This window comes from Chloroflexota bacterium (genome assembly GCA_015478725.1).
GTDB lineage: Bacteria > Chloroflexota > Limnocylindria > Limnocylindrales > CSP1-4 > C-114.
In genome coordinates, this window is the sequence record JADMIG010000007.1 from 15,861 (window position 1) to 31,918 (window position 16,058).

12 protein-coding genes are annotated in these 16,058 nt (G+C 70.7%); 7 read left to right on the forward strand and 5 right to left on the reverse strand.

The genetic code is table 11. The annotated features are described in order from the left end of the window. Positions 1-26: 26 nt before the first annotated feature. On the forward strand, positions 27-1,397 hold the full coding sequence (locus IVW53_06865) for a LysM peptidoglycan-binding domain-containing protein (protein MBF6605290.1): 1,371 nt from the start codon (positions 27-29) through the stop codon (positions 1,395-1,397). Positions 1,398-1,426: 29 nt separating this feature from the next. Here the strand turns inward: IVW53_06865 and IVW53_06870 are convergent, their stop codons facing one another. Further along, on the reverse strand, positions 1,427-1,756 hold the full coding sequence (locus IVW53_06870) for a hypothetical protein (GenBank protein MBF6605291.1): 330 nt from the start codon (positions 1,754-1,756) through the stop codon (positions 1,427-1,429). A gap of 60 nt (positions 1,757-1,816) precedes the next feature. Beyond that, positions 1,817-2,236: a phage holin family protein gene (locus IVW53_06875; protein MBF6605292.1), complete on the reverse strand. Its 420-nt coding sequence runs from the start codon at positions 2,234-2,236 to the stop codon at positions 1,817-1,819. 134 nt (positions 2,237-2,370) lie between these two features. Between IVW53_06875 and IVW53_06880 the strand changes: the two genes are divergently transcribed. Then, positions 2,371-4,152 (forward strand): DUF885 domain-containing protein, encoded by a 1,782-nt coding sequence (locus IVW53_06880; protein MBF6605293.1) that lies wholly within the window; start codon positions 2,371-2,373, stop codon positions 4,150-4,152. A gap of 16 nt (positions 4,153-4,168) precedes the next feature. Here the strand turns inward: IVW53_06880 and IVW53_06885 are convergent, their stop codons facing one another. Together IVW53_06885 and IVW53_06890 are read right to left on the reverse strand one after the other, a co-directional pair. Then, positions 4,169-7,594 carry an alpha-amylase gene (locus IVW53_06885; protein MBF6605294.1) on the reverse strand — a complete coding sequence of 1,142 codons (3,426 nt, stop codon included), beginning with the start codon at positions 7,592-7,594 and terminating at the stop codon, positions 4,169-4,171. Further along, positions 7,594-8,676 carry a GntR family transcriptional regulator gene (locus IVW53_06890; protein ID MBF6605295.1) on the reverse strand — a complete coding sequence of 361 codons (1,083 nt, stop codon included), beginning with the start codon at positions 8,674-8,676 and terminating at the stop codon, positions 7,594-7,596. The genes IVW53_06885 and IVW53_06890 overlap by 1 nt, the downstream gene beginning before the upstream one ends. Before the next feature lie 64 nt (positions 8,677-8,740). On the opposite strand from IVW53_06890, the gene IVW53_06895 reads away from it, so the two are divergent. Next, complete coding sequence (locus tag IVW53_06895; GenBank protein MBF6605296.1) at positions 8,741-8,878, forward strand: hypothetical protein; 138 nt, start codon at positions 8,741-8,743, stop codon at positions 8,876-8,878. A 144-nt stretch (positions 8,879-9,022) separates the two neighbouring features. Here the strand turns inward: IVW53_06895 and IVW53_06900 are convergent, their stop codons facing one another. After that, the gene (locus tag IVW53_06900; GenBank protein ID MBF6605297.1) at positions 9,023-11,236 is read right to left on the reverse strand and encodes a DUF1926 domain-containing protein; all 2,214 of its coding nucleotides are present in this window, start codon (positions 11,234-11,236) and stop codon (positions 9,023-9,025) included. A 190-nt stretch (positions 11,237-11,426) separates the two neighbouring features. Here IVW53_06900 and IVW53_06905 point away from each other — a divergent pair, with 190 nt between their 5' ends. The 4 genes from IVW53_06905 (at position 11,427) to IVW53_06920 (ending at position 16,052) form a co-directional block, all read left to right on the forward strand. Continuing rightward, positions 11,427-12,488: a LacI family DNA-binding transcriptional regulator gene (locus tag IVW53_06905; protein MBF6605298.1), complete on the forward strand. Its 1,062-nt coding sequence runs from the start codon at positions 11,427-11,429 to the stop codon at positions 12,486-12,488. A gap of 163 nt (positions 12,489-12,651) precedes the next feature. Next, entirely contained in the window at positions 12,652-13,929 is a 1,278-nt protein-coding gene (locus tag IVW53_06910) for an extracellular solute-binding protein (GenBank protein ID MBF6605299.1), read from the forward strand. Positions 13,930-14,054: 125 nt separating this feature from the next. Further along, positions 14,055-15,071 (forward strand): sugar ABC transporter permease, encoded by a 1,017-nt coding sequence (locus IVW53_06915; protein MBF6605300.1) that lies wholly within the window; start codon positions 14,055-14,057, stop codon positions 15,069-15,071. Positions 15,072-15,146: 75 nt separating this feature from the next. Next, positions 15,147-16,052: an ABC transporter permease subunit gene (locus IVW53_06920; GenBank protein MBF6605301.1), complete on the forward strand. Its 906-nt coding sequence runs from the start codon at positions 15,147-15,149 to the stop codon at positions 16,050-16,052. Positions 16,053-16,058 lie beyond the last annotated feature (6 nt).

Below are 16,058 nucleotides of genomic sequence, written 5' to 3' on the forward strand. Positions count from 1 at the left end.
CGTTCCGGCCGGGTATCATCGGCAGCATGGCCGATCGCCCAGCCGCCCCGTCCGAGCGGGCTCCGGCCTGCCCGTTCGTCGCATATGAGGATGATCGCGACGAACGGTCGGATCGTCCGGACCGCCGCCATCGCTGCTATGCGGAGACTGTCCCCGCCCCGCGCGCCATCGCCCACCAGGAATCGTTCTGCCTCTCCTCGACCTTCCCCACCTGCCCGACATTCCAGGATTGGGCCCGGCATGAGGCGGCGAGGCCGCGCACGATGTCGCGGCAGGATCAGCGGGCTGGGGATCGCGAGGACGCTGCGATGGCCGGGCAGGTGGGAGTGATCGCATCCACCGAGGCGGCGGGTCCGGACGACGTCCCTGCGGCCGGCCTCGATGTTCCCGACTCGGCGGCGCGCTCGGAGGATTCGCGTCCGTCGGGCACGGCGAGGGATTGGGCCGGGCCGCCCCCGTGGCTGAGCGCGCGATCCGCGGCGCGGGGCAGGCCTCCCCTCGACTCGAGGCCGGGAGCGACGTCCGCCGCCGCGGCAGTCCCCGACGCAGACCCGGACGCGACCCCGGCTCGGGCGCCGGCGGACCCTGCGGCTGGACTCGCTGCCTCGCGGTGGCTCGCCGACGTGCAGCCCGGCGACGAGGGACTCGATCTCGCGGCCGGTGAACACGGCCGGGCATCGCCGGGCACGTCGTCACCGACCGCTCCCGGCGCGGGGGGCGCCGAGCGGGCGGCTGCACCCCGCGATCCCATCTGGACGACACCGATCGTTGCCGTCGACGCCGAGCCCCTCGCTGGAGTGCCCCACAGGGACCTCACCGAGCTCGTCTCGAAGACACGATCCGGGGGACGACGTGCAGTGCGACCGCCATCGACGCGCCCGATCGTCGGTCAGGCTCGGCCGGTGACGAAACGCCCGCCCGAGGAGGAGGGGCCGAGCTGGGAGCGACCGCGGCGGTTCGAGGCCTACCCGACGCTGCGGACCCGGGTGGGGATGCCCGCGATCCCACGGATCGCCGTCGCCGCGATCGCGCTCGTCGTGGCCGCTGTCGTGCTGTTCATGGCCCCGGCGCTCTTCTTCAGCAAGGGCGATCAGGCGGTCGTGGCGACCCCGAGCCCGAGCGTCGCGCCGAGCGTGTCCTTCGCACCGACCTCGACCCCGGCGCCCACCGAGCTGACGTACGTCATCAAGGCGGGCGACACGCTCGGCCGGATCGCGAGCCACTTCAATGTCACCCAGACGCAGCTGCTCCAGGCCAACCCGCAGATCAAGGACCCCAACAGGATCGCCATCGGCCAGGTGATCGTCATCCCTGGCTCCGCGGCCTCCCAGGTCATCGTCTCGGGGCCCACCGGCCCGAGCGTCGCCCCCGGCGCGTCATCGTCCACCGGTCCCTGAGCGGGTCGCGACGATCCGCCGGACCGGCCTCAGCGTGGGGCGAGGTTGATCGCGGTGATCCGACCCGCCTCGACGCGGAAGGTCGCGTCGATGTGCTGCGTCGGCGCTCCCGGTCTGAGAACGAGGATGTCCGCTTCGTACGAGGTGCCGGTGTCGCGAACCTGACCCGGGATCATCTTGAGGCCCTTGTCACCGCGGATGAACCAGCCGCCGACCCGATCGCGCCCGCGGAGCGTCTGGGCGCTGTCGCCGACGTGCACGCGCATCTCCGCCATCTCGTCCATGAGCGCGACGGCACCCTCGCGGTCTCCCGCGTTCAGCCGCTCGAAGAAGACGTCCATTGTCTCGACCGCACCCATCGGGTCGGAGTGTAGCCGACGGGCGGCTTGGTGCCTGGAGCGTAGCCCTCCCGCGAACGTTCAGCGGAGCCCGGCCACCTTCCGCCCGAAGTTCGCCATGCCGAGGATCGTCGACACGACGCTCACGACGATCGAGCCGAGCAGGGCCGCGATGAGCGCCTCAGAGCCGAGCGTCGGGGGGAAGCCGCCGACGGTGAATGGGATGGCGAGGCCGGTCTTGGCGATCCAGGCGACGAGGAGGAAGAGCGCAGCGTTGATGACGAAGGCGAACAGGCCGAGGGTGACGAGCGTGATCGGGAACGACAGCGCCCGGACGATCGGCTTGACGTACGTGTTGACGAGGGCGAAGACCAGCGCGACGATCCCGACCTTCACCCAGCCGATCCCGAGCGGCCCGAGGATGAGGTGGATGTTCGGGATGATCTTCGCCGCCACGATGAGTGCCACGGCGTTGATGACGATCCGAACGACCCAGTCGATCATCGGCGATCCTCCGACTCCGGCCGACGAGGATCGAGCCGAGCGGCTCGACAGCGTCGGATGCGCTCGATGATGATGGCAGACGAGCCTGCAGCCGTCTGCCGGCCGATGCCACCCTGCCGGGAGGATGTTCCGTGACCACCTTCGCCGATCGCGTCGCCGCCTGGCTCGACGAGTTCCTGGCCCTCGACCCCGTGAGCGCCACGGCCATCGGCGACCACCGTTCCGACGATCGCTGGCCGGACATGACGGAGGCGGGACGCGCCGCCCGCCTGGCGTTCGCCGATCGATGGCTCGATGAGCTTGGGGCCATCGACCCCAGCGCCCTCTCGCGGGACGACCTCGCCGACCGAGACGTCCTCGTCGGCGAGCTCGCGGCGATGCGGTTCCGCGATACGGATCTCCTCGAGGACCGCTGGGATCCGCTCAGCTGGGTCTATCTCCTCGGCGGCGGACTGTTCCCGTTGCTCGCCCGCGGATTCGCACCGCTCGCGGTGCGCTTGAACGCTGCCGCCGGTCGGCTCGAGGGGATCGCGGACGTGCTCGCTGCGGCTCGTTCGCAGCTGGTCGGGACCGCCGGGCGGCCGGTCTCGCGCCTGCACACGGAGACGGCGATCAGGCAGCTCGCCGGGATCGGTGAACTCGGCGACGAGGCGCTCGCGGCTGCCGAGGGCGCGCCCGACGATCCTGCGGTGGTGGCGATCGTGCCCAGGATCCGGACCGCGGTCACCGCCGCGCGCGAGGCGCTCGCGGCCTTCGAGACGTACCTCGGCGAGGTCGTCCTGCCACGGGCGGAGGGCGAAGGTCAGCTCGGTCCATCGCTGTTCGAGGCGAAGCTCCGCCACACCCTGCGGAGCGACCTCGGGGCGACCGAGATCCTCGCCCGCGCGGAACGCGAGGCGGCGACGGTCCGGGCCGAGATGATCCGCATCGCCCGGACGCTCTGGCCGGCATGGGTCCCGGACCGGCCACTGCCCACGGCGGACAAGGCCGGGAGTGCCGCCGCCGCGGAGCAGGCGATCGTCCATGGCGTCCTCGACGCCATCGCCATCGAGCATCCCCGGACGGACGAGCTCCTCGACGCCTGCCGCTCGGAACTGACGCGGATCGAGGCATTCTGCCGGGATCGCGAGATCATCGGGCTCGCGGACGAGCCCCTCCAGATCATGTGGACCCCGGTCTTCCTGCGGGCGTTCGGCGGCGCGATGCTCGACTCGCCGGGCCCGCTCGACACGGGCGAGAAGGCGTTCTTCTGCATCACCCCGATCCCGGACGACTGGACGGCCGAGCAGGCCGAGAGCCGCCTTCGCGAGGACAACGATCGACACATCCGGGTCCTCACCATCCACGAAGCGGTGCCCGGGCACTACCTCCAGGGTGTCTACGCCAACCGCTGTCGATCGCTCCCCCGGACGGCCCTCTGGTCCGGTGTCTTCGCCGAGGGCTGGGCGGTCTACATCACCCAGGTGATGATGGACCTTGGCTACGGGGCCGAGGATCCGGCCCTCATGCTCGTGCACTGGAAGTTCTACCTGCGGGCGGCGATCAACGCGGTCATCGACGGCCGGATCCATGGTGCCGGCATGACCGAGGACGAGGCGGTCCGGCTCATGATGGACGACGGCTTCCAGGAGGAGTCGGAGGCCCGCAACAAGTGGCTCCGGGCACGACTTTCCTCGACCCAGCTCTCGACGTACTTCGTCGGCTCGGTCGAGTTCTGGGAGATCGAACGCGAGGCCCGCCGTCGGGCGGCCGTCGCATCCGGCGATCCACGTGGCGCTGCCTCGGTCCCGGAGCCGCGTGTGGTCGGCGGCTTCGGTCCGACGCCCGGCTTCCGCTACCGCGAGCACCTCGAGACGGTCATCTCGCACGGCACGCCGCCGCTGCCGATCCTCCGCCGACTCCTCTTCGACTGAGGAGTGCCGGGCCGATCTACCGGTCGATCGACAGGTCGGTCCGCCCGGCACGCGGCCGGCGCGGGCGGCGGCGCGTGGGCGGCCGCGCGGCGAGCGCCGCCTCGACGAGGTCGACCCGATAGCCGCTCGCCGCGGCGGCGCGTTCGATCGCCTCGAGGTCCGCCGTCAGGGTGGCCCGTCCGGAGCGGCGACCCGGCGCGGGGTTCGCCGCCGACCCGGCCCGGGCGAGAGCTGTCACGAGGGCCACGCCCTCCGCGGTGAGCCAGTCGTGGCCGTCCCACGGATGGACGCCGAGACTCGCCGCGAGGTCCGGGTCGCGGAGCCATGTGCGCAGTCGCGTGGCCGGACCGCCGCTCGCCGGCCGTTCTCCCTGCCGGGCGAGCGCGAAGAGGAGCCATGTGCGGTGGACGGCGGTTCCGGCCAGCGCCCCTTGCCCCATCGCGTCGAGGGCCCGCTCCGCGGCCGGCCCGAGTCGCAGCTCGCTGAACCACGCCCGGTTCGTCGCGGACGCATCCACGGCGTCACCGAGCCGTCCGAGCGGCGCGAGGATCGCCCACACGCGAAGCGCTGCGGCGGTCGCCGGGTCGACCACACCCGCAGGCCGCGTCGCCGGTCGTCCGCGCCCTGGGCCGCGGGAGAGCCGATCCACCGCCTCCGCCGCCGTCCGGATCGCCGCGACGACCTCGCCGTCGGTGGCTCCGCCGGCGCTGCCGGTCGCCGCCCGTATGGCGGCCACGAGCGCGGGCGCGCTCTCGATGTGGGCCATCGTCGCAGCCAGGGCGCCGTGGAGCGGGGCGAGCTCGAGGTCACGAAGGGCGCCGTCGAGCGACGGCGTCCCACTCCCGCCGAGCGACGCGGCGAGGCGGGACCAGCGGCCGTCGAGGTCGTCGACCACGGTCGCCCAGTCGGCGTACACGCGATAGTCGTAGGCCTCCACGTCGACCGCCAGGCCGTCGCGGACGATGTCGCGCGCCGGCCAGAGGTACTCGCGACCTGTCCGAAGCTCGCGGGCGCGGATGAACGAGGACGCGAGTCGCCCGTCATCCGGATCGCCGCGCCAGAGGTCGAGACCGTCGGCGAGCGTCCGTCGCCGGAGCGATCGTTCGCCGCTGGCCGGATCGGCCGCCGAGTAGCCGACGGAGTCGCGGATCCGGCCGCCGATCCGCGCGAACCGGTTGTGGTAGACGACGAGCGAGCGCTCGCCGCGCGGACCCAGATTTGAGTACGCGAAGACGTCCTCCCGCACGCTGCCGTCGTCGCCGACGACGTCGTAGAGGAGGAAGTCCTTCGACCCGGCGAACCATGCCCGGCGGTGGAGGAGCGGGACGATCTCGCGCTCGTAGCGAGCGCTTAGGCCCTCGTCGGCGGGCTCGTCCCAGGCGGCCCGCCCGAACTCCATCCCGTAGCGCTCGCGGAAGCCCTCGAACTGGCCGTGGCCGAGCATCGGCAGGCCGGGCATCGTGGCCATGAGGGTCGCGACCCCGAAATGCTTGTCACCGGTCCCGAACTGCTCGACCGCGGTCTTCTCGTCCGGATTGCTCATGAAGTTGACGAACCGGCCGAGGATCTGCGGGTCGAACTCGAGGGTCTCCCGGACGACCCGCCGGTACGTCGCGTTGTCCTCGTCGCGGAGGAGATTCATGAACGCGCTGTTGTAGACCCGGTGCATCCCGAGGGTCCGGACGAAGTAGCCCTCCATGAGCCAGAACGCCTCGGCGAGGAGGAGCGTGCCCGGCGCCTCGGCGGCGACACGGTCCACGACCTCGCGCCAGAACTCGATCGGGATCGCCGCCTCGAAGTCGCGCTTCGCCATGGCGTGCTCGGCTCGCGACGGGATCGCCCCGTCGCTGCCCGGGAGCGGATGCCAGAGCCGTTCGATGTGCCGTTTCGCGAGCACCATCGCCGCGTCGAAGCGGATGACCGGAAACTGGCGGGCGACGTGGAGGATGGTCTGGACCACCGCCTCGCGGACATCCGCCCGGAGGAAGTCGAGCTGCGCGGTGTCGTTCCACGGGAAGCTCGTCCCATCGTTGCCGTGATAGACGTACCGCTCATCACCGGTCCAGCGATCGGCCCGCTTGAAGACGACCGCGGCGTCCGAGTCGTCCCAGTAGTGGTCCTCGAGCACGATCGCGACCCGCTCGTCGGAGGACAGGTCGGGGCCGTTGTACGTGTAGGCGGGGAACGGTGGCCGCGGCACGGACAGGAACCAGTCCGGATGCTCGGCGACCCACCGCGAGTCGATCCCCATGTGGTTCGGGACCATGTCGCTCGCGAGCCGGACGCCGCGGGCGGCCGCGCGCGCAGCGAGGTCGGCAAGGCCCGTGGGTCCGCCGAGGTCCGCTGCGATGACGTAGTCGTCGAGGGCGTACGCGGAGGCGAGCGCGTCCGGGTTGCCGCGACGGCGCTTGATCTCGCGCGAGGCCCGGCTCCGCTCCCACAGCCCGATGAGCCAGAGCCCCGTCACGCCGCGCCGGGCGAGCCGGTCGAGCTCCGCATCCGGGATCGCGGCAAGCGAGCGGATCTCGCGTCCGTACGATCGCGACAGCTGGTCGAGCCAGACGTGGGTGCTCTTCGCGATGAGGACGAGCTCGGGCATCCACGCCACGTCGTTGCTGAACCGCTCCGGCTCCGGGTCGGGCGCGAGCCCGCCGTCGCGGTCGAGGCCGAGGTGGAGGGCGCCGAGCCCACCTCCCGGTCCAGGGGTGGCCCACTGACGGCCGAGACCGGCCGCCTCCTCCGCGATGACCCCGAGCCCGACGATGAGCCGGTCGAGCAACCCACGACCGCGGCCGCCGCCGAGGAGCGCTGCCCAGCGGTCGCGGATGTACGCGAGCTGGCCGGCGAGCGAATGGGGGGCCGCCCCGGCAGGGGCGCGGAGGAGGCTGACGAGATCCTCGCCTTCCGGGCCGATCGGCGCGGCGGTCGCGAAGTGGCGGGTCAACGCCGCGACGACGTCGCCGTAGCGGGCTCCCGGCGCGCGCGTGAGCGGCCGGTCGTCCACGAGGACCCGGAGATTGCCGAGCGCCGGGTTCGACGCGACGAGCCACGTGAGGAGGAGCTCCCGGATCGCCGCCTCGTCGGGATCCTCGGGCGGCGGGAAGGTCGCCCGGTGGGCAGCGAGGGTCGCGTCCGTCGGCGGATCGCCGATCTCCGCCCGCACGTCGCGCACGGCCGAGGCGAAGGCGGTCGGGTCGATCTCATCGAGGTATCGCTCCACGACGACGCGGTGGACCTCGTCGAGGAGGCCAAGGGCGAGGACGTCGCCGGCGACCACGCGCGCGCCGGGCCGGGCGAGCGCGAATCGATGGGCCACGTCGCGGGCCACGACGGGCTCTGCGAGACGGACCGGCTCCACCTCCCGACCGTCGCCGTCGAGGGCGAGGGTCGCCCGCGCCGCGGCGGCGAGACGGATCCCGTCGGCGATCGCGGTCCGGGCCATCAGGCGGTGCGCGTCTGGACGGCCGCCGTGCGTTCGGCCTGGGCCCGTTCGATCGCCCGCCGGAGGAGCTCGAGTCCCGATGGGTCGAACTCGTAGAGCCACTCGCGGATCCGTTCCGGTCGTTCGAATCGCGTGTCGAGGCCGAGGTTGAGCGCCTCCCGGGAGAGGAGGATGAGATCCGCCTCGCGGTCGATGCGGCTCATGTCGCCGTCCGCCTCCAGGGAGGCCATGACGACGGCGACGCCGGTGGTGCCGGAGATTGCGAGCGTCTCGCCGATGTTGCTCGCGCCGCGCGCCGAGGCGCAGACGAGGCCGACGGTCGCTCCCGGCGCCAGGGCGGCGATCTCCTGGACGAGCTCGACGTAGCCCGGCCCCACGAGCATCGCGACCACCGGAACGCGACCGGCGACGAGCGCCTGCGCCTCGTCGGCGTGGAACGTCGTCGTCGCGACGAGGTCGTAGTGGAAGCGGTCGAGCCGCTCGGAGAGCTCGTCGAGGAGCGTCCCCTCGGCCGCGACCACGTCCGGGAACGCTGCCGCGATCCGTTCCGCGTCGTACGCGGCATCCGCGTTCGTGCACTCGGCGAAGAGGACGTTGACGTGTGGCCCCGGCCGCTTGCGCTCGGTCGCCGCGCCGAACGTCGCCGTGGCGACCTCGTCGGCGGTGAAGCCCGCCTGGGCTGCTCGCCGGATCATCTCGGCGACGAGGCCGGCGAGGGCCTCCGCGCCGCGACGCTGCGGCGGTCGATCGGCGACGTGGGTCCCCGCTCCGTGGCGGCTCGTCACGTACCCCGCGTCGGCCAGCCGCTTGTATACCGCCCGGATCGTGTTCGGGTTGACCCGGAGGGCCGCGCCGAGCTCGCGGACCGGGGCGAGACGGGCGCCGGGCAGCAGCCGGCCCGAGTCGATCTGGTAGGCGAGCTGCCAGTAGATCTGGGTGGAGATCGGGACGTCCGAACCACGCTCGACGTCGAGCGGGCTCGACGTCCGCGTCGCCGGCGAGGCCGCGACGGACGGCGGGGTGGAGTCGACGGACTCAGCCGAGGGCTCGGGGGGGGCGGGTGGTGACTCGTGTCTTGACACAGTACGCTGGTCCAAGTATCGTTCCACTTGGCCTAGTCAACTATAGCAACAGGAGGCGTTCCCGATGAACGCGCTCATCATGCTCGTCTTCATCGTCGCAGGTCTCGCCATCCTCGGCGTGGTCGCGGCGACGCTCGGCGTCGACTCGCGCTTCGACTCTCGCGACCCGCACGCACCCGCCGATCCGGTCGGACTCTTCTGATCGGCGGACCCGGCCTCGCCGGGTCCCTGAACCGACATACCCCGCGCCGCCCACCCGGCCGGCGCATCCTCTCGTCAGCCCGTGGTTCGCAGGCCACGGGCTGACGGATTCCCGGGCCATGACGGGGTCGCCCGCCTGGTCGATTCAGCTCCGGTCCCGATCGCGGCTCGTCGCAACCAGCTGTTCGACGGTGACCGACCGGCGTTCGCCCGGGGCCAGCCGCATGGGCCAGACGGCGACGAGGGCGCTTCCCTGGTAGGTCCGCTCGAACCCGTATTCGGAGTTCGAGACGGTCTCGATCGGCGACCACCAGACCGCTGCGGCGGGTTCGATGGATGTCGTCAGTCGGAGGCCGACATGGTCGTTGCCGCTCGCGATGCGGGTCGTATCTCCCCGCTCGCCACCACCGTCGTGCGCCGTCCGTTCGCCGTCGATCTCGTAGAAGGCGGCGGGATTGCCACCACCACCGAGCATCATGAGCGCCCATTCGACACCGAGGTCGGCGACCGCCTCCGTCGCAGAGCGGTTCTCGAGCGTGACGTGGAGCCGGATGGTGGGCGCGCGCCGATCGCCGTCGAACGTGATGCGCTTCTCGATCCGGAGGGTGCCGCCGTCGCTGTCGAGCCGGACGTCCCGGCCGAGGACGATGGCGCCTTCGCCGAGGTGGACGACGTCGTACGCGCCGTCACGGGCGTCCGCGAGCTCCTCCGCCCGTGCCTCGGCGAAGGCCAGTGCGGTCGTTCCGGGCGTGAAGAGGTGGACGAGTCCGGAGCGGCGCTCGTACCCGTCGTAGCGGACGTGGGCGGCAAGGCCGGGTTCGCGCGCGCGCACGACCTCGTGGATGGACGACACCGCGCCGCCGTTCGTGCCGTTGCCGGGCTCGACCGCCTCCGCCGCGGCGCTGGCGGCGCGAGCCGCCGCGGCGTCGGTCTCGATGAGCCGGACGTGGTACGCCTCTCGCCGGCGACGAAGGACGGACGTGAGGGCGTGGCGCACCGGCCGGATGTCCCACGACGCGATGCCGCCGCCACCGGCCGGATCGACGACCACGACCTGGCCCGGCGCGGTGACGAGGATCTCGGCGACGCCGTCGAGGTTCGTGTCCGCCCGCACGATCCCGTCGACGACGATGCCGGACGAGCGGGCGACCGCGTCGGCGAAGTCCTCCGCGGCGATGAGGTGCTCGTACGTCGCGAGCCGCATGTGGGTGATGTAGATCCCGCCGAAGACACCGTGCCAGTAGCAATCGTTGCTCTGGCCCTGGAGCAGCTCGGCGGTCGCGAGGTCCGCCAGGCGGCGGATCTCCGGCTCCCCGTCGTCGGCGAGCTCGTGGGCACGGGCGACCTTGTCGGAGGTCCGAAGCATCTGCTTGTGGAGCTCGTTGATCTCGCGGTACTTGACCTGGAAGTTGCGCCAGAAGCCGCCGCGAAGCCAGCGCGCCTCGGGCCGCCCCTCGCGCTCGGCCCGGACGAGCGCCGCCTCGAACACCGTACCCTCGTCCACCGGAAGCGCCCACTCGCCCATCTCCGCGTACGAGGAGGTCGGGATGTAGGCCCGGCCGACGGGCCGCTCCCGCTCCATCCACTCGCTCGGGGTGACGAGCTCGAGCCACGTGGCGTTCGCGGCGAGGGCGCTGAAGAATCGATCCACCCACTGGCCGGCACCCCAGCAGTGCTCGAACGTGCCGGGCCACGAACCGAACTTCTCGCCGTCGTCGCCCATCGTCCCGAGCAGGTGGCCGTCGTCCGTGGCGTGATCGCGGAGGTAGGCGATCGCTTCGTCGACGTCACCGAACGGGAGCCGATAGCGGAGGCCCTTGTCCGAGGCGAAGATCGTCAGGAGGCGGCCCTGATCGTCCGTGGTGTAGGTGCCCCAGAGGCGCGATTCGTCGATCGACGCGGCCCGCAGATGGGTGTCGTCGAGGATCGTCCAGCGATAGCCGGCGTCGACGAGGCTCACCGGCAGGTCCGGCTCCCAGACCCGCTCGGCGAGCCAGGCACCGTGAGGCCGGCGACCGCCGATCCGCTCGATCGCGTCGGCCATCCGGATGAGCTGGGCGAGGCGATCCCGCTCGGGGAGCGAGGCCAGCACAGGCTCGTAGTAGCCACCGCCGAGGAGCTCGACCCGGTCGGCGGCCACGAGTCGACCGAGGCGCTCGAGGAACTCGGGCCGCTCGGCGGCGAACCAGTCGAGGAGGGCGCCGCTGTAGTGGAGGGCGAGGCGGACGTGGGGATGGCGCTCGAGGGCCGCGACGAGCGGCTCGTAGGCCCGTTCGTAGACCTCCGCGATGACCCAGCCGAAATTGCCGACGGGCTGGTGGTTGTGGAGCACGAGGGCCAGGGAGACGCGATGCCCCATATCGACTCCGTGTTTTCCGAGCGGACACCTTGACGGCCGACGGACGACCTGCTAGCCTCCCCTAAACCGGTTTGCTAAACCGGTTTGGTGCGGTCATGATACACGTCCCTCGAGGGCCGCTCACCCGTTTTCGCAGCCGCGTCGTCTCGCTGACGCCAGGGATCGACGACCGATGGAGGTTGGCGACCGCGTGGATCACCTGACCCGGCGCCCGACCATCTCGGATGTTGCCGAGGCAGCGGGCGTATCGAAGACCACCGTGTCGTTCGCCTTCAATCGACCGGATCGACTGGCGGCGGAGACGGCGACCCGGATCCGATCGGTGGCCGACACGCTTGGTTACCGGCCGCATCCGGTGGCCCGGATGCTCTCCCAGGGACGAACGGGGACGATCGGGGTCCTGACGCCGCAGGCGCTGGCGATCGTGTTCGAGAACCCGTATTTCGGGACGTTCAATGCGGGCGTGGCGGCGGCGGCCGAGGCAGCCGGATACGCCCTCCATTTCATCTCCCCGCTGCAGGGCTCGCTCGCCCGGGCGGTCGGACGGGCGACCGTCGACGGGGTGGTGGCTGTCGGCCTGTCAGCCGATCACCCGGAGGTCGAACAGATCCGCCGCGCCGGCCTGCCGATGGTGCTCGTCGACTCGACCGCGTTGCCCGATCAACCGTCGATCGAAGTCGACGACGAGGGCGGGGCACGACTCGCGGCGGAACACCTGCTCGGGCTGGGCCATCGCGCGTTCGTGGTCCTGTCCATCGAACCGTCGGAGCGGGCCGGCGGCGAGGACCCCGACGGCGTCCCGGCCCGGCGACTGCGCGGCTATCGAGCGGCGCTGGCGGCGACCGGGATCGCCCTCCCCGATGAGGCGATCGTCACCTCCGAGGCGACGATCCCGGGCGGCGCCGCGTCGTTCGCCGAGGCCTGGGATGCCGGCCAGCGCCCGACCGCCGTCCTGGCGATGAGCGATGCGACCGCGGTCGGGGCGATGCGGGCGGCCCGCGCGCGGGGCCTCCGCGTGCCGGCGGACCTCAGCGTCGTCGGCTTCGATGACGTCGACCTCGCCCGCTTTGCCGACCCCGAGCTCACGACGATCCACCAGCCGATCGCCCGGAAGGGCGAGGAGGCCGTTCGCCTGCTCATCGCGATCCTCGGCGGCGCGGCTGGCGCGCCGATCCACGAAACCCTCCCCACCCGGCTCGTGGCCCGCGCGTCCACGGGGCCCGCGCCGATCGACCGACGCTCGGCCGACTGAAGGAGGTGCCCACGAGCCATCTACCGGTCGATCGCCGTCCACGCCCTGCCATCGAGCGATGGCGAGGCCTCGCCCGGCCGAACGAACAGCGCGTCCCACCGCCGACGCGGACCGAAGATCGGTCCGGGCGGCAAGGCCACATGACGGAGGAGGTCCCACCAGGATGCTGAGGAACACTCGATTCGGCGCACTCATCGCCGCAGCGGCGATGGTCGCCACGGCGTGCAGCGGCGCCGCCACCCCATCGCCGAGCGGGAGCGCCGCCGCGTCCGCCGCGACGTCCGCCCCGCCCTCGGCCGCCACATCGGCGGCGGCCAGCCCGAGTACGGCAGCCCTCACCGGATCGTTGACGATCTGGGAGGCATACGGTGCGTCCGGCTCGGCCGAGAAGGACGCCTTTGACAAGATCGTCGCGGCGGTGATGGCCGCCAACCCCGGCCTGAAGGTCACGGTGACGGACGTTCCGTTCAACAACCTCTTCACGAACTTCGAGACCCAAGCCGCTGCTGGCGCGGGGCCGGACCTGTACATCGCCCCGAATGACAACCTGCCGACCGAGGCCCGCGCCGGGCTCCTCGTCGACCAGAGCTCGCTCGTTGCGACGCTCAAGGCCCCGCCGTACAACACGTCCGACGTCGCCATCAACGCGGCGACGGTGGACGGCAAGCTCTATGAGATCCCGGAGTCGATGAAGGCCGTCGAGCTGTTCTACAACAACTCGATCCTCACCACGGCGCCGGTCACGACCGGGGACTGGAAGGCCAACGCGAGCAAGCTCGGCTGGGTCTATGGAGCGAACGGTGGCGGCGCCTACTACCTGTGGGGCATCTTCTCGTCGTTCGGCGGGACGATCATGGATCCGAGCACGGGCAAGTGCACCGCCACCAAGGGTGGCGTCGCCGACGCCCTCAAGTGGCTGCAGGACATGAAGGCCGCCGGGATGCACTTCTACCAGAACGACAATGACGCCAAGGCGGATCTCATCTCCGGGAAGATCGCCGGCTTCATCGACGGCCCGTGGCAGTCGGGCGACCTGTCCAAGGCCCTCGGCAGCAAGCTCGCCGTGACGGCCGGGCCGAGTGGCCCGGGTGGCGCGTGGGCTCCCCTCACCGCTCCGGACGGCTTCTACATCAACTCCGCCTCACCGAACAAGGACCTGGCTGCGCAGTTCGCGCTCCAGTTCCTCCTCCCGGCGAACGAGCAGATCTTCGCGAACGCCGGTCACCTGCCGGCGAACACGACGCTCCAGCCGTCCGATCCGATCGCCCAGAGCTTCGCCGCGCTCATGCCGAAGGGCTTCCCGCGGCCGACGCTCAAGCAGCTAAACAACTACTGGGGCAACTTCGGCAACGCCCTCGTCGCCGTCATCGACAAGGGCACCGACCCGAAGGCCGCCGTCGCCACCGCCTGCGCGGCGATGGACAAGGCGAACGGCCTGTAAGGGAGGCGCCCCACGGCGTACCCTCGAAGTCACGCGCTCGGTCGGGGCGCCGGTAAACCGGCGCCCCGACCCACATCCTGCCGACCGCGGAGGAGGATCGTCATGGACGCGAAGAGATCGTCGAGATGACCGCCGCCGCCGCCAGTCCCGGGGCGCTGCCGCGACGATCGGTCTGGCAGCGGACGCGGGACAGCCGGACCGCCTACCTGTTCCTGCTGCCCGCGCTGCTGGTGATGGCGATCATCACCTTCTACCCTCTCGTCTTCCAGGTCTGGATGTCGTTCACGGACTACGGCCTGACGAACCTGCGCTACAACGCGCCTGCCCCGAACTTCGTGGGCCTCCAGAACTACCAGAGGATCCTCGACAACAACATCGTCCTCCCGAACTTCGATTTCCTGCGGATCCTCGTCTTCAACCTCTTCTGGGCCCTGTCGAACGTGGCCTTCCATCTTGTGATCGGGGTGGTCGTCGCGCTCGTCCTCAACATCGAGGGTCTCCGCTTCAAGCGTTTCTATCGCGCGATCTACATCCTCCCGGTCGTCATACCGCCGATCATCGTCGCCACGGTCTGGCGGAACCTGTTCGATCCCCAGTACGGTGCGATCAATCAGATCCTCAGCGGCGTCGCCGGCATCCTGTTCAAGGCACCGCCGGTGACCCTCGACTGGTTGAATCAACCGAATCCGATCGTCGCCCTTGGACCGTTCATCCTGCCGCTCGCGTACTTCGCGCTCCTCGCGGCGAACGTGTGGCTCGGCTGGCCGCTCAATTCGGTCGTCGCGACGGGTGCACTCCAGAGCATCCCGCGCGACCTCTACGAGGCGGCGGAGATGGACGGTGCTGGTTGGCTGCAGAAGTTCAGGACGGTGACCCTGCCGTTCCTGAGGCCGGCGATGCTGCCCTACGCGATCTACGGTTTCATCATCACCTTCAACCTCTTCTACCTCTCGTACTTCATGTCCGGAGGCGGTCCATTCGGGCAGACGGAGCTGCTCGTGACGATCGCGTACCGCCTCGTCTCCGAGCAACATTTGTATGCGGTCGCGGCGGCGTTCGCGATCTTCGAGTTCTTCATTCTCCTCGGGATCACGCTCATCACGAACCGGTTGGGGAAGGCGACGGCCCGCTATGACGCTTGACATGCGATCCCGACCCACCGAGCCCACATGGAGGTCGAAGCCATGACGTCCCAGGCGGTCGCCGCCGAGCGCGGCATGAGCCGGCCGCTCGCCGACGCGCACATCGCGGGAAGGCGGCGGCCCGGCCGCTTCGGGCGGCAGCTCGTCCTGCAGCTCATCTGCATCGCGATCGCGGTGACGGTGCTGTTCCCGATGGTCTGGATCCTCGCGATGTCGCTGGATCCGCGGAATATCTCGCGTCCCGACTCGCTCTTCCCGCCGGGCGCCTCGCTCGACGCCTACGCCAGAGTGATCGCGCGGCCGACGTTGAATCCCGTGTCGTTTGCTCGGCTCGCACTCAACAGCGTGATCATCGCCCTCCTCATCTCGGCCGCGAGCGTGTCGATCGGCGTCCTCGCGGCCTATGCGTTCTCACGGCTCCGGTTCCGCGGGCGGGAGATCCTCATGATCGCCATCCTCGCGGTGCTCATGCTCCCGGCCGTCGCCGCGCTCGCGCCGCTCTTCGTCATGTTGGGGAAGTTCCAATTCGGGACGTTCAACCTCCGCTCGTCGCTCTTCGGTGTGGCGCTCGCGGTGACGGCGAGCCAGCTGCCCTTCGCGATCTGGAACATCAAGGGCTACCTCGACACCATCCCGAAGGAGCTCGAGGAGGCCGCGACGGTGGATGGGGCGGGTCGTTTCCAGGCGTTCCGCTACGTCATCCTTCCGCTCGCGACACCGGTCCTCGCGGTCACCGCGTTCTTCGGCTTCATCGCCGGCTGGACCGAGTTCCAATTCTCGTTCCTGTTCCTCGTCGGCGACACCAACCTCTGGACGTTGTCGATGGCGCTGAACGGAATGGTCGGACAGTACGCCGCGAGCACGCCCTGGTCGCAGTTCGCGGCGTTCGCGATCCTCGTCGCCCTGCCGGTCATGGTCGTCTACATGTTCCTCCAGAGGTACATCGTGTCCGGGCTCGCCATCGGCGGCGTGAAGGGCTGAGCGAAC